The 14,622-nt window shown below is 48.0% G+C and carries 9 protein-coding genes, 1 pseudogene and 1 CRISPR repeat array; of the genes and pseudogenes, 7 read left to right on the top strand and 3 right to left on the bottom strand.

Annotated elements, in window-relative coordinates; all coding sequences use genetic code 11:
* Window positions 1-433: 433 nt before the first annotated feature.
* Window positions 434-2,665: a hypothetical protein gene (locus A372_RS0119450; protein ID WP_157259617.1), complete on the top strand. Its 2,232-nt coding sequence runs from the start codon at window positions 434-436 to the stop codon at window positions 2,663-2,665.
* Window positions 2,666-3,368: 703 nt separating this feature from the next.
* Window positions 3,369-3,761, top strand: coding sequence for a VOC family protein (locus tag A372_RS0119455; RefSeq protein ID WP_019422567.1), 393 nt, complete (start codon window positions 3,369-3,371; stop codon window positions 3,759-3,761).
* Window positions 3,762-3,834: 73 nt separating this feature from the next.
* On the opposite strand, the gene A372_RS0119460 is transcribed toward A372_RS0119455, so the two are convergent.
* Window positions 3,835-4,503: a carbohydrate-binding family 9-like protein gene (locus A372_RS0119460; RefSeq protein ID WP_019422568.1), complete on the bottom strand. Its 669-nt coding sequence runs from the start codon at window positions 4,501-4,503 to the stop codon at window positions 3,835-3,837.
* Window positions 4,504-4,709: 206 nt separating this feature from the next.
* Window positions 4,710-5,417: an RNA polymerase sporulation sigma factor SigK gene (sigK, locus tag A372_RS0119465; protein WP_019422569.1), complete on the bottom strand. Its 708-nt coding sequence runs from the start codon at window positions 5,415-5,417 to the stop codon at window positions 4,710-4,712.
* Window positions 5,418-6,245: 828 nt separating this feature from the next.
* A CRISPR array of direct repeats spans window positions 6,246-6,743; the repeat unit is 32 nt; unit sequence ATTTCAATCCACGCATCCGCGTAGGATGCGAC.
* A gap of 672 nt (window positions 6,744-7,415) precedes the next feature.
* Between sigK and A372_RS0119470 the strand changes: the two genes are divergently transcribed.
* Window positions 7,416-9,083, top strand: a complete 1,668-nt coding sequence (locus A372_RS0119470; protein ID WP_019422570.1) for an SLC13 family permease — start codon at window positions 7,416-7,418, stop codon at window positions 9,081-9,083.
* Window positions 9,084-9,244: 161 nt separating this feature from the next.
* On the opposite strand, the pseudogene A372_RS34310 reads toward A372_RS0119470, so the two are convergent.
* Window positions 9,245-10,587: pseudogene (locus tag A372_RS34310) on the bottom strand (LLM class flavin-dependent oxidoreductase).
* A 402-nt stretch (window positions 10,588-10,989) separates the two neighbouring features.
* Here A372_RS34310 and A372_RS0119480 point away from each other — a divergent pair.
* From A372_RS0119480 to A372_RS0119495, 4 genes are all read left to right on the top strand, one after another.
* Entirely contained in the window at window positions 10,990-12,432 is a 1,443-nt protein-coding gene (locus A372_RS0119480) for a serine hydrolase domain-containing protein (RefSeq protein WP_019422571.1), read from the top strand.
* A gap of 78 nt (window positions 12,433-12,510) precedes the next feature.
* Window positions 12,511-13,233 (top strand): restriction endonuclease, encoded by a 723-nt coding sequence (locus tag A372_RS0119485; protein ID WP_019422572.1) that lies wholly within the window; start codon window positions 12,511-12,513, stop codon window positions 13,231-13,233.
* Window positions 13,234-13,441: 208 nt separating this feature from the next.
* A complete protein-coding gene (locus A372_RS0119490; protein ID WP_157259618.1) occupies window positions 13,442-14,359 on the top strand; it encodes a hypothetical protein in 918 nt (305 codons plus the stop codon).
* A gap of 43 nt (window positions 14,360-14,402) precedes the next feature.
* The gene (locus tag A372_RS0119495; RefSeq protein ID WP_157259619.1) at window positions 14,403-14,585 is read left to right on the top strand and encodes a hypothetical protein; all 183 of its coding nucleotides are present in this window, start codon (window positions 14,403-14,405) and stop codon (window positions 14,583-14,585) included.
* Window positions 14,586-14,622: the final 37 nt, after the last annotated feature.

The raw sequence follows: 14,622 nt of genomic DNA on the forward strand, positions 1-14,622 counted from the left end.
CATTCCATCACAGTATTTGTCTTTTCGATTCGGAATATGTCTAGGCATGCCAATCGTTAAAATGTAACATTTTGTATATGAAGCAACAGGAGGCAGCACAAGGCAAGCAGCACAAACAGCACAAGGGCCAGACAGTCAAATGACGAAACACTCGGCTTCAAAGTTCTCCATCCTCTCCAATAATCGTCTGTGCCGCATCAAAGTGCATGGGCATAGGTTATTGTATGCATGAGGGAAGAAAGCGTTCATCCCATCTCTCCTCGGTAAGCGAAGCGTGCTGCGTTGCAGGCGGAGGATTTCATCTGTAAATTGGTGTACAATGCGATCAAGCGTCGGCTTCACTCTTGGAATCGTCCTGCTCAATATTGTCGAAATATTCGAAATGCTCAACCTAAGAATGGAACAGAAACAGTACAGAAAGAAGGAAAGCTGTATGTTGCTACGTCAACGGCCCGGAGAAAAAACGGCCTTCCAAGAAATCGCTCCTTACGATGCTGCAATCGACCTGCAGACAGATATGGTGCTTGTATACGGCATTGACGACACGATGGAGGAACGCATTCGCAGCTGGACGGACGAAGGGTACCGCGTAGGCTTAATGACCGGCACGGCATGGGGTGAATATCAACCTTATTTGACTGGACAAATCGATGGTAAGCTGCATTGGGATGAAGCACAGACACGGGCCAACGGTACCCGGCTTATTCATGAAACCGATGATGTGCCGTACATGGTGCCGACTGTATCTTTTTCCGACTTCGTGGCAGGCCGTCTGAAGAAAGCCGTCGATGCCGGTGTGGAAGCTTTTTACATGGAAGAACCCGAATTCTGGGTAGAAGCTGGTTACTCCCCCGCCTTTCAGCGCGAGTGGGAATTGTTCTATAACGAAGCATGGATGCCTCCACATCAATCGCCTGACGCCCAGTACCGTGCGTCTAAGCTAAAAGCGGAGTTATATAAACAGGCGCTTGAGCGCATTTGCTCCTCGCTGAAGTCTTACGCCAAGCATACATATGGACGCCAAATCCGCTTCTTTGTTCCGACGCACAGCCTGATCAATTACTGCCAATGGCGCATCGTCAGCCCGGAATCGAAGCTGATGGACGTAAGCGGCATCGACGGTTACATTGCACAGGTATGGACCGGTACGTCAAGGGTACCGAATGTGTACGCGGGCGTACGCAAGGAACGCACCTTTGAGACCGCTTATTTGGAGTACGGCGTCATGCAGGAGCTCGTTCGCGGCAGCGATAGACGCATGTGGCTATTACACGATCCAATCGAAGACCACCCGGGACGAACCTGGGACGATTACCGAATGAACTACAAAAAAACGGTAGTCGCTTCCCTGCTGCATCCTCATATCGATCATTACGAGGTGACGCCTTGGCCGCACCGGATATATAAGGGAAAGTATCTCAGCTCCGATCATAACAAGAAGGTGCCTCTTCCAGAGGATTACGGCACGACGCTGCTCACTGTCATCAATGCGCTGCAGCATATGCCGCTTGGCGGCACGGTCAGTGCTCCTGTCGGCGTGCAGCAGGAGGGGCCAAGCCAGCCACGCATGGGTGTGCTCGTCGCTGATTCCTGCATGTATCAGCGGCTCGATCTAACGCTTGATTGGGATAATATCAAGGAGGATGAGCGCTTTGCTTCTGAGATGGAGCATATCACATGGGACGCCTTCTTCGGCCTTGCTATGCCGCTCTTGAAGCACGGCGCCCCTGTCCGTCCGGTACAGCTGGACAACGTCCGCCGCATCCCGCATTATTTATCCCCCTATGACATCCTGCTGTTGAGCTATGAGTTCATGAAGCCCGAGTATATGGATGTTCATTATGCGCTGGCGCAATGGGTACAGGCAGGCGGCGTGCTGCTGTATGTCGGCGATGGCAGCGATGCATATCATGGCGTGCGCGAATGGTGGAGTGAAGGCCAGCATTCGTATGCCAATCCGGCTCACCATCTCTTCGAGACGATAGGAGTGCCACTAGAAGCGCCGCCAGAAGGTGAAGCCTTGATTACGAATGTCGGCAAAGGCGCGTTCGCCTATCTGCATGAGCATCCGGCGGCATTCGCCTCGTCGGAAGCCGGAGCGGATCGGCTGCGCGAGACGGTGCTGGCTGCGCTGCAGTCCGTTCACGGCGCTGACGCGCGGTGGGATCGCAGCCATGCGCTTATCGCCCACCGTGGGCCTTACGTGGCAGCCGCCGTACTGGACGAAGGCGTCAGCGCTGAACCCGTCCGGTTAGAGGGGCCTTTCGTCGACCTGTTCGACGGCCGACTCGCCGTACGTGCGCACGTAGTAATCCAGCCGGGCGATCAAGCATTGCTGGTCGACCTTAATCATGCGTACGCGGCAATGAGTGAGCGCCCCGTGCTGGTAGCGGCCGCGGGACGGGTAACGGAGCTGCCTGCGGCGGACAGCAGCGGCAATGAAGTGGCGTGCAGCATGTGCCGTTATTCCATACGCGGGCCAGAAGGGGTGCGCGCCATGCTGCGCTTCGCTGCCGCGGGCGCTCCAGGCCGGGTGACGGTCGAACTGGACGGGAAGCCGTATCCACACGAATGGGAATGGGAGGCGGCATCCTCGACCTTTGCCGTATCGTTCGTGCACCCTGCAGGCGGCGTTCGATTGACGATGGAAATGGCCGGAGCCTAATATCGTACAAGCAGCAGATGCGCTTAGCATCCAAGCAATGCTGGCAACGGTCGATACACCATAAAAACGATGCAAATTGCCCCCCGAGGATCTTCCTCAGGGGGTTATGTTCTGCTTTGATCTCTTTGCTCCATTCTCCCCTACCATCAGAAAGTGCCACGCCAGACGCGTTAACGGCATATCGGAGGCTTGCGGTTATCTTCGGTGAACTACGACTCTCTTGGTTCCTCCCTTTGCCCACTATCCCCTTATGTCAGTGAACAGGCTCTTTGGGACTTCATTTATAATTACGGGCAATACAGAGGAAATTATATAAACGCACCCATGTGATTGAAGGCATAAGTTCAATATTCGTCACCCTATCACGTTCTCTGATTTTTCCCGCGTTCAGCTCTGTAGTGCTCTCATTCCTGAACGGGTCAATCTCTAAGCAGTATGCTCCTTGACCAGTTCCTCCGCTCCCTGAGCGCATGGGATAATGAGCATAAACGACTAAATACGTATGTTCAGCGTCAACCATGTACACTCAAAAGAAGCTGGTGCACCAGTATTAAACCGCTTGCCTTGATTTGAATATCGCTTTATTGTAGACGTGGGGATCAAGCTAAATTTTTTGGTCATATATTGGGCTGTATAATCAATTATTTACATAACAGTTATTTACATAACAACTGTAAATCGTTGATGGGAAAGGAGGGTTAACATGCTCACAATTGAAGGCATTCATCACGTTAGTTTGAATGTGCGGGATTTACGCCGCTCCAAGGATTTTTATGAACGGATTCTTGGACTACAGGAACTCCCTCGTCCTGCCTTTGATTTTGAAGGCGCTTGGTACGCGATTGGCACAACAGATCAACAGCTGCACCTCATCGTCTACAAAGGGGAGACACTGCGTACAGGTGAAGTCGACACAAAGGATGGACATTTTGCGCTCAGAGTTTCCAGTTATGAAAATACGCAAAAATGGCTTGATCAATGCGGGATAACCTACACAGCAAAACCGTATGGCAAAGCAGGTTTCCCGCAAATCTTCATCCTCGACCCGGATCAAAATATTATTGAATTGAATGCAGAGCGGCTTGAGGAAAATTGAGAACTTTCATTTCTAAGATCAAAAAAGTGCCTCACTCCCGCTCGCATGAGCCAGAGGACGAGACACTTCATTCCTATTCCTGTATGAACCGAAATCTGCCGAACCGTTCGGGAACGTGAAAGTTGACGGCGCCAGTCGGGGACCAAGCGGTATATTCACGCGTTCCCAGATCATCCTCGTCAATGCGGAACAAATTGATGCGCCATTCCGTCCCTGTATGCGGCGTAGCCTGCAAATCGGAAAATGCGATGGCGTATTCGTAAATGACCCGGCGCTCGGGCTGAGATACATAAGCGACGGATGTGACCAACTGCTGTGCATCCCACTCCGGGTGGAAGGCTTTCGGCTCGCCCGGATTGTTCGTTATGTATGAATCGAATACGACGTTATGCGGACTGAGATTGAATTCATAATAACTCCGGCCCGATCCGGCCGTGTCGATGAAGCATTCGACCACGTCAGCTTCAAATAAAGGATCGTCGCGTTTCGTATACGGACTGACCACGCAATCATCCTCGCATTCAAAGCGGATATACAGTGTTGTATCCGTCCAGCACGATCGGATGGCGGTGCGCATCCGCGGCACTGCTCCAGTCACCACATCCGCTAGCTCTATCGCTGCGATCCCGGTCCAATCCGGAGCGTCTCCGCTAATGTACATACACCGGTATTCCGGAAGCGGCGGCAATGTCGGATTGCCTTCCTGCTTTATTTCGCTACTTTCATCCTGACTTGCATTCATGTTGTTGTCTCCCCTCGTTGCTGCAAAGTGGCTGTTGCAATTCTTGCCCATTATAGCAAATTTCGATTCTTATGTAACAAGTGAATCAGGTAGTCGTCCAAGGGAGGCGCGATATGGAATAGGTTTACGTCAAGCCGTTCGCAACGGCGCTGGAAAAGGAAACCCCCGCGCTGACACCTCAGGCTGGTATCAGGCAGGGACTCCGGTCAAATTCGGCCTTTATTTTTATAAAATTCATGATACAGCTTCATGAGCGCCCGCTTCTCAATCCGTGATACATAGCTGCGTGAAATGCCTAATTCCTTCGCAATCTCCCGCTGGGTGCGTTCGTCCCCGCCTCCATCCAGACCGAAGCGTCCCCGAATAACTTCTTGCTCCCGTTCGTCCAATATATCCAGATTGCGGTATATTTTACTCTTTTCAATTTTCAACTGTACCTTTTCGACCACTTCATCACTTTCTGTTCCAAGAATGTCAATTAATGTAATTTCGTTTCCTTCCTTATCTGTCCCGATTGGATCGTGGAGCGATACATCTTTGCGTGTCTTTTTCAGTGAGCGCAGGTGCATTAAAATCTCATTTTCGATACAGCGCGCGGCAAACGTCGCAAGCTTCGTCCCTTTATTCGGTTGAAAGCTCTCAATCGCTTTGATCAGTCCAATCGTGCCGATGGAAATCAAATCTTCCAAGTCTTCGCCAGTGTTGTCAAATTTCTTCACAATGTGTGCCACAAGCCGGAGGTTGTGTTCGATGAGCGTGTTGCGCGACTGAGCGTTGCCTGCTGCCATGAGCTGCAAATGCTTCATTTCATCCTCTTCGGCCAGCGGTTGCGGGAAGGCGTTGTTCTTTACGTAGGACACAAGGAGCGACAATTGCTTGATGAACAAGACAATCGTCGCAAACAATCCGGTCATGCCATGCCACCTCCAGATGTCTGACGACGTTTGGTATTTCTCCCAACACAGTTATACATTGTATGTGGGCGGCGGCCTAGAAGTGCATGTACGAAAATGAATCGCTTTAAAAGTCCGGAGATTTAAATCAAGTTCATCTCTTCATCGTTATAAATACGGTGTAAGTCTCGTATTTGAGACACGCTGTAGAATACGATTCATCAAGATTCCAAAGTAAACCAACAGGAGAATGTGTACCAATTCCAAACACTTTTCCAGCAAAATATGCACCACTGTTCATGCAATCTAATCATGTTGCTGTTGAAAATTCACAGATTACCAGACTGAATCAGGATACCTCGCTCCATACTCTGGTAATTTTACTGTTAACAAAAATTTCACTCAAGGAAGTATACAAGCCTTGGGCAAACTCCAACTTTCTTATAGCGGATATGCTGAGACTGCAGTCGAACAGGGCACGATTGAGGAAGCTGAGGTTCATTGGGATCTTTAGAAAACACCTTATCTTGGTTGGAGTAAATCTCATTCAAAGAACACCACAGATTACGATAGAAAGCACTTTAATGGAAGCGATACAGTCTCTTTAAACTAATATTGAAAAGTATTTTTCAATCTGAAGATGTTTGCAGCCAGAGTCTGAAAGATATCTCATGTATGGGGATAATATCAGATTATAAAGGTATGTATTCAATAACATCATTGAAAGCAAAGAACAGCAAGCTCTTGTCTCTCGGGACATCAGCTTGCTGTTTACGCACCGCTCAGAAGTGACTGCGGTTGAGTCTCTAATACATTCATGTCATGGCGGAATCGTAATGCTCCATGCTTGTTTCAATCCACGCATCCGTGTAGGATGCGACTTCTCGTTCGCGATTATTCCGCATCACGCAAATAAATTTCAATCCACGCATCCGCGTAGGATGCGACAGCACGGCTGGCATGCGCGACTCGCGGCACATGTATTTCAATCCACGCATCCGCGTAGGATGCGACACCGACACTCGCGACTTCCTGCCCGTATCTATTCCATTTCAATCCACGCATCCGCGTAGGATGCGACATCATTTACTTTCTCATTGTGCATTACTGATGGATTTCAATCCACGCATCCGCGTAGGATGCGACCCCTGACTTCCTCCGGCCTTTGTGCCGACTTTTTATTTCAATCCACGCATCCGCGTAGGATGCGACTGTTCTCGGTATCAAGGCCTCGATGACGCGAATAAAATTTCAATCCACGCATCCGCGTAGGATGCGACTTCAGGAGTGTTTCCCACTCCCCCATGTATTCCTGATTTCAATCCACGCATCCGCGTAGGATGCGACAGCGAAATTTGATAGTAACTCTCAATTTACGCTATATAATCGAGCAAAATAATCAATTAAACGATTGAAAAAATCAAATCTAAAATTAATTACAAATACAGCAAGAAGAAACACCTATATTTTGGAAAAATGACGGTGCGAATCCCCCCGTAAATTCATGTGCACTATACATTCGCACTAGAGAATGAACCAATACTGCATCTATATCATCTATTTTTACATCCTACTATCTACAAATTACAAGTTACCACATTTTATAGGTTCATAATAGTACCCTTTATACGTGCGGACACGCCTTCTTTTTTCGTACCTGAGTTGTAAAATGGTGAGAGATCGATGTCCAGAGGAACATATTCCTGTTCTCCGGCTAAGTCCAGCATGGGTCGTTAAAAGTAATTCTTTGGATTTTACAAGTTGAATTATCATAAAAGCACCCCTCAGTTGAGAATAGAAACGAAACTTTTTCTTAAGATTTCTCCGCCCATGAGAAGATTTTTACATTTTACTATGGTAAAATGAGTAAAATGATTTTAAAATAATTGAGCGAACATATATGAAGATGGGAGGAATGGAAAAATTGAATGGTTTCATAACCTAACATTAGTAAAAAACAGATACGGAAAGACAAATCTGTCAGGACAATGGAAAGCGCTTACATAAAGGAGAGAGGTTATGAAACAATTAGCTTTATCAGCTTGGCGCAGCCTGTGGGCACAGCATAAGCGAACGAAAGACGTATTATATGTTTTCTCTTATCGGAAGCAAGCAAAAACCGGATTTATAAAAGCATCAGACAAGGGAGCCGTTCATCACAACGAAAAGCCTATAAAACCGTATTCAAACGCTCAGCTAGTTGGACTTATACTGGGACCTGTATTGTTTATCTTAACGATGCTATTTTTCCAACCAGACGGACTTTCTACAGAAGGGAAAGCTGTGCTCGCCGTTACGTTATGGATTGCCACATGGTGGATTACAGAGGCGATTCCTATTCCGGCTACATCACTGCTGCCACTCATACTGCTTCCTATCACAGGAGCGATGCAAGGCAATGTGGTCGCATCATCATACGGCAACGATATTATTTTTCTATTCCTGGGCGGTTTTTTCATCGCCACAGCGATGGAAAAGTGGAATTTGCATAAGAGAATGGCTCTTTTTATTATCTCCATGATCGGTACTAGCACACAGCGCATCTTGCTTGGTTTTATGGCCGCAACTGGATTTTTGTCGATGTGGGTGTCCAATACAGCAGCTGTGATGATGATGGTCCCGATGGGACTGGCGATTACGGCTCAGATTGCCAGTGCCTTGAAAGGAAAGCCTGAAGAAGAGGATCTGCCGAAATTTGAGAAGTCCCTTATTTTTGGTATCGGCTATGCAGGTACGATCGGTGGACTCGGAACATTAATAGGTACTCCGCCCAATATTATTCTTGTGGCCCAAATGAATGAATTATTTGGCATTACCATTTCATTTGCCCAGTGGATGCTGTTTGCCGTCCCCGTCGTCATTTTAATGCTTTTCTTCACCTGGTTTTATTTGGGGAGACTGAAGTTCAATACATCGATCAAACAACTTCCAGGTGGACGAGATTTGATTCAAGGCGAGCGCAGAAAGCTTGGCAAGATATCTTTTGAAGAAGGTATGGTTGGTGGGGTCTTTGTATTCGCTGCTTTTATGTGGATCACTCGTGAGTTTTTATGGGTAGAAAATGGGTTGATCATACAAATACCAGGTATCTCAGATGGGATGATTGCTATTATGGCAACAGCCCTTTTGTTTATGATTCCAGCTAAAGCAAAAACAAGCTCTCGTATTTTAAATTGGAGTGATTCAAAGGAAATTCCGTGGGGAGTGCTCCTGCTTTTTGGAGGAGGCCTGGCGATTGCGGCCGGGTTCCGTTCCAGCGGCCTTTCTGCCTGGATGGGAGAACAGTTGACCATGCTCGATGGCTTTCATCTCATTGTCATTATTTCATGCGCTACACTTCTCATTATGATGTTGACAGAAATTACGTCGAATACAGCAACGGCAACGATGATATTGCCTGTTGTGGCAGCGTTGGCGATGGCCCTCGGCATTCATCCGTTCGCTCTTATGATACCTTGTGCCATGGCGGCAAACTGTGCCTTCATGCTGCCTGTCGGCACACCGCCCAATGCAATCATATTCGGTACGGGGAAAATAAAGATTATTGACATGGTCCGAGCAGGTTTTTCCGTGAACGTGTTTGCCACCATCATTATTATCCTTTCCGTTTATTATTTGCTTCCCATCGTCTTTGGAATTGATCTCAACGTTGTTCCTGAAAGTTTATTGAATAAGGCACAAGGCTAAGCTTCTATCACCTTCAAATCGTTTTTCTGAACGATGTTCATGCAACGATTTGAAGGTGATTTTAGTATGGAACAGCGAAGACGAGGCGACCCGCTTCAAGCTGTTGCGCTGCCTCCCGGACATGTTACGGAACGGAAAATCCTGATTCACTGGCGACCATATTACTCCTTCACATGGTCTTCATTGAATTGCGTATGGCGGTTTGCGGGCAAGGCAAGACCGAGATGGCCACGAAGCGTGCTGCTCTCGTATTCCGTGCGGAACAATCCCCGCTCCTGCAGAATCGGGATGACCTGCTCTACGAAATCAGCCAGTCCGTTCGGTACGGTCTCGAACAGCAGGAACCCGTCTGTCGCTTCCCGCTTCACCCATTCCTCCATGCGATCGGCAATTTGCACCGCTGTTCCTGTAAACGGATCGCGAGGCGTCGCTACCTGCAAAGCAACCTGCCGCAATGTCCAGCCGTTGTCTCTGGCATCCTGCTTGATTTTGAGCGCGTTGCTCTTGAAGCTGTCATTACCCATATCGCCAATTTCCGGAAACGGTTCGTCCAGCGCATATTGTGTAAAATCATGATGCTCGAAATACAGCCCCAAGTATTCCAGCGCCTTGTCAATGTCCAGCAATTCGGCTAACTGCTCGTATTTGCGCTCTGCCTCTTCCTTCGTCCGTCCGATGATTGGCCCGATTCATTAAATATGAGGATATGATCGCCAGAACGGTTATGAGCAACTGCACGCTCCTTAATTTCCTTCTTAAAGGCAATTCCATCCTCCATTGTTCTTTGGGTAGTGAATATGGCGTCAGCGTTTTTGGCAGAGAAGTTCTTGCCTGCCTCGGACGAACCCGCCTGAAAAATAACCGGCTGTCCTTGTACCGAGCGGGACAGATTCAAGGGCCCTTCTACTAAAAAATACTCTCCTACATGATTGAGCGCATGCAGCTTATCCTTGCGAAAATACTCGCCTGTTTCCTTATTTCTGATGAACGCCCCATCTTCCCAGGAATCCCACAGTCCTTTCACCACTGCTAGATGCTCATCAGCCAACTTGTAACGCAAGCTATGCTCCGGATGCGTCTGACCCGCTTTGCCATGATTGAGCGCGCTGCCTTCATAGGCAGAGGTAACAATGTTCCAGCCAGCCCGTCCACCGCTTATTTTGTCCAGTGTGCCGAGCTGCCGGGCAACGGTGTAAGGTTCACTGTACGTGGTGGAAACGGTCCCGATCAGACCGATATGCTCCGTAATCGCAGCAAGCGCGCTTAACAGCGACAATGGCTCCAACTGGTCCAAATACTGCGGAGGCGTCTTGTCGGTAATATACAGCACATCTGCAATAAAGACTAAATCCAGCTTGCCAGCTTCCGCTTGCCACGCCCATTCCTTGAATCTTCCAAACTCGGCACCGCCCTTTGTACCTGCATCTGGATGTCTCCAGCCACTGGCACTGCCGCCTTCTGCCAGAAGCAGCGCCCCCAGTTTCATTTGCTTTTGTTCAGCCATCTCCAGTCCTCCCGCGATATATTTAAAATAAGCTCGTTGACAATAAAGCCATCCGATCGGCAGATAGAGCCGCGCCCTGCAGCGGATAATGGCAGGCAGCCCCATGCCTTAATCGACCCGATTCTTAGAGATTCTGCGGAGCGCTTGTCTTTTCCAAAAGTATACTGCGGACACCAACAGGGCTCCATACCCGATTCGTCGTTTCATGTACCCAAAAAGAATTATTTTTAGCATCTAATATTGTGAATCAACTGGGGCGTCCTTTTCGCGTTCGACAGCGAAGCGACTCTGTCTAAATGATGATTGAACATCCATCCTGTGAGGCTTATACTGGGCTTAACCTAAAATAGGAAATACATGGGATGATCAGAACGAAAATAGATAACCCGAGGAGGAAATGTCATGCTTGCTACCCAGCACCGTTTGCCCCGCAGCAATCCGGAAGAGCAAGGTACATCATCGAAGGCCATCCATTCTTTCATTGAACATATAGAACAACAGCAATTGGAACTGCATAGCTTCATGTTCCTGCGCCATGGTCATGTCGTCGCGGAAGGATGGTGGGCGCCTTACGCCGCGAATCACCCGCACGCCTTGTTCTCGTTAAGTAAAAGCTTCACTTCAACGGCAATTGGCTTCGCGGTGGAGGAGAGGCGGTTCTCCCTGGAGGATCCGGTTATTTCGTTTTTTCCGGAAGAAGCTACTCCTGAAGTGGAGGAGCATTTCGAAAAGCTCCAGGTGCGGCATTTGTTGACTATGTCTACGGGGCATGACGAAAATAATGCGCCCAATATAAGGGGTTCGAAAGACGGCAACTGGGTCAAAGCATATTTTGGCAGCACGTTATCTCATACGCCGGGCACTCAGTTCCTATATAGCAGCGATGCTACTTACATGTTATCCGCCATCGTGCAGAAGCGCACGGGCCAGACGTTGGCCGACTATTTGCAGCCCCGCTTATTCGAACCGCTCGGGATTGCCGGCGTTGCGTGGGAGACTTGTCCGCTCGGCATCAACACAGGCGGTTGGGGCTTGAGCTTGACCACGGAAGACGTTGCCAAGTTCGGTCAATTGTATTTGCGGCAAGGGCAATGGAACGGGCGTCCGATCATTCCGGCAGCTTGGATTCAACAAGCCACTTCCCGCCACATTTCGAACGGTCAGAGCGCAGACAGTGACTGGACGCAAGGATACGGGTATCAATTCTGGCGCTGCCGGCATGATGCATATCGCGGGGATGGCGCATTCGGACAGTTCGTCATCGTCATGCCCGAGCAAGATGCCGTCATTGCCATAACAAGCGGTTTAAATGATATGCAGGCGGTCCTGAATCAAGTCTGGAAGCACCTGCTTCCCGCGTGCAAAGATGGAGCGCTGCAGGCTGACGTTAATGAACAGCAGGCTTTGACTGCCAAGCTATCGACGCTCGCTATTCCTCCGCACACGTCGATCTGTAGGTCCGAACTGTCAACAACAGTGTCTGGTGCTCTCTACATCTTCAATGATAACGAGATGCAGTGGGATTCGATTCAGTTCGAATTTGAAGAGAATGCGGCAGAGATCACATGGCATGAACAGGGAGCAAAGAAGCAGTTGACATGCGGAATCGGCGCTTGGTTGGCAGGTGAAATAACGGATCAAGAAATCCGGCAACCTATCGCCGCCAGCGGCACATGGCAAGATGACGCTACCTTTGTAATAACCTGCAGATTGCTAGCGACTCCGTTCTGTCAAAAAATTGTCTGTCATTTTCATAAGGATACGTTAACGATAGACTTGTCACGAGGTATAGGTACCGACCTGAAGCCATTCCTGCAATTGAAAGCAACTAAGAACAAGGGATAAGGTGTAAGTTCCAATACACTTTCGGTAGTTGCAGCCTAGAATCCAACGCGGCCGATAATATGATCAGGAGTTGAGGAAGTGGCTAGAAAGAGCAAATCCAAACAGGAAGAAGAATTTTTAAAAGCAAGGTTTGGATTAGTTGGCATTGGATCTTTTGTAGGAACCTATTATTATACGAAGTCTATAAATATCTCCACTGTCGTGGGTATCATTGCAATTGGCATGTTGGTCGCCATTCTCATTGTACGGCATGTGAACAAGACAGAACGATTAAAAAAGTCCGGAATTGCTGAGATTGATCAAATGGATGGACGGCAATTTGAACACTATCTCGGACTTCTATTTAAATCACAGGGATATTCGGTTAAGGTGACAAGAGCAGCTGGTGACTATGGAGCAGACCTTGTCATTGCGAGAGACGGCCGGAAAATTGTTATTCAAGCAAAGCGATACAGCAAAAATGTAGGTATAGACGCTGTTCAACAAATACATAGTTCAATGAATTATTATGGCGCATCCGAGGCGTGGGTACTGTCTAATCGCAATTATACGGAAGCTGCCGTTAATTTAGCCAAAGCAAACGGAGTACGATTAATAAATCGCAAAGAGCTAGTAGCAATGATTCTTAAAATGAATCCCGGGGCTGTTCCTGAACCCAAACAGATCCTGCAAGAAATACCTCAGGCAACGAGAACATGTGATAGATGCGGCCACCCTATGGTCATTAGAAAGGGACCAAAAGGCGAGTTTTTTGGCTGCAGCACGTTTCCTAAATGCAGGAACATTAAACCGTTCCAATAAACATTTGAATGATTGAGGAGGCAGATAATGATTCACGTCTGATCTCCTCTTCGAGTATCAACATGGTATGACTGAATCTTACCCAAGTTACCCATTGTTAAAATAGAAGGAATTTCCACATCAGATGTTGAATAGGATATGCTGACCCTAACGTATTCATTTGGAAGAAGATCATTGTTTTTTTGAGTAAGGAGTGATGGAGCCTGCGATGAGCAAGGAACCGAAGCCTTCGATATGGCAATGGTTGAACACACTTGCACCTTATCTGTACGGAATCGGAATCACGCTAATATTAGGATGGGCATTCGTTTCGTTCGTCCAGCTCGGATTCCATGGTCCTCACCAAGATAGCAAACCGTTTTCCGCCCCCGAACCGTCCCAATCTGACAAAACATCTGCCGGGAGGTCTCCTTCCAAGCAGCCGATGGCAGCAACGGATAATGAGACATGGCTGAACATCGTCGTTACACCAATCGTGTCCTCCGACATTAATCAGATCATATTTCGAACACTATTTTATTTAATGGTATGGATGATGCTATTTCTCATCATTCCGGTAGCCTTTTTAAGATTGAAGAAATTTAAACTGTTCCAATTGGAATTCGAAGTCGAAAGGAAGGAAAACGCAGCTGTCGATTTGGCTGTCATCAACGCGACCAAAGCTAATCTGATGTCCTATCTTTGCAGTGATGACGCGAAAGCGAAAACATGGGGCTTCCTGCACAACAACACGATCAACTACTACGAGGTGCTCACTTATTTTCTTGAGGAAATTCAAGCGGGATATCTGAAAGTGTTCAACACCGGGTTTTCGTTCCAACTATATGTGCAGGACCTTCCTCATGAAATGAAAGAATTGGCGGAGCAATCCGCAGAGGAGAGGCAGGCCGTTATCCGCAACAAAACAGACAATGACAATTTACTCCGGAAAAACTACTTGGTATACTCCTATCCGTACAGGCAAGATCGCCTCGTCACCGTTATCAGCAGTCATTCCACCCAGTTTGATATTTTCGATCGGCATCTGCTCCAGCTTTTGCACAGCACGATCGATACATACGTGGAAAGCATCGAATTCATGGTGTTGGTAACGACACCCGCATCCCAGCCTCCGCAAGCGCATTGACCAGATTTTGTCATCTGATTATAATGGAGGTAAGGAGTGATGGATGATGATTCAACGAACAGCTTCTCCTATTAATAGACAGGATGTCTACAAGCGAGCATTAGAGAACTTGAATAAGGCCAAAGCGAACGCTGGAAACCATTCCGTAAGCGGCAATATCGTCCGAATGGTCGAAGTCCCGAAGGATGATCCGAGCGTGACTCGTATTTTAAAAGCCATTAGATAAGCAACCCGCCATTATTGGCGGGGTTTTTTTTGTTCTT

The organism is Paenibacillus sp. OSY-SE, assembly GCF_000283315.1.
GTDB classification, from domain to species: Bacteria; Bacillota; Bacilli; order Paenibacillales; family Paenibacillaceae; genus Paenibacillus_B; species Paenibacillus_B profundus.

What these genes read in the sequence shown, in the direction of transcription:
- A372_RS0119470 (WP_019422570.1), top strand. Translation starts at nt 7,416, where the DNA reads ATGAAACAATTAGCTTTATCAGCTTGGCGCAGCCTGTGGGCACAGCAT.
- A372_RS0119490 (WP_157259618.1), top strand. Translation starts at nt 13,442, where the DNA reads ATGAGCAAGGAACCGAAGCCTTCGATATGGCAATGGTTGAACACACTT.
- A372_RS0119480 (WP_019422571.1), top strand. Translation starts at nt 10,990, where the DNA reads ATGCTTGCTACCCAGCACCGTTTGCCCCGCAGCAATCCGGAAGAGCAA.
- A372_RS0119450 (WP_157259617.1), top strand. Translation starts at nt 434, where the DNA reads ATGTTGCTACGTCAACGGCCCGGAGAAAAAACGGCCTTCCAAGAAATC.
- sigK (WP_019422569.1), bottom strand. Translation starts at nt 5,417, where the DNA reads ATGACCGGATTGTTTGCGACGATTGTCTTGTTCATCAAGCAATTGTCG.
- A372_RS0119460 (WP_019422568.1), bottom strand. Translation starts at nt 4,503, where the DNA reads ATGAATGCAAGTCAGGATGAAAGTAGCGAAATAAAGCAGGAAGGCAAT.
- A372_RS0119495 (WP_157259619.1), top strand. Translation starts at nt 14,403, where the DNA reads ATGATGATTCAACGAACAGCTTCTCCTATTAATAGACAGGATGTCTAC.
- A372_RS0119455 (WP_019422567.1), top strand. Translation starts at nt 3,369, where the DNA reads ATGCTCACAATTGAAGGCATTCATCACGTTAGTTTGAATGTGCGGGAT.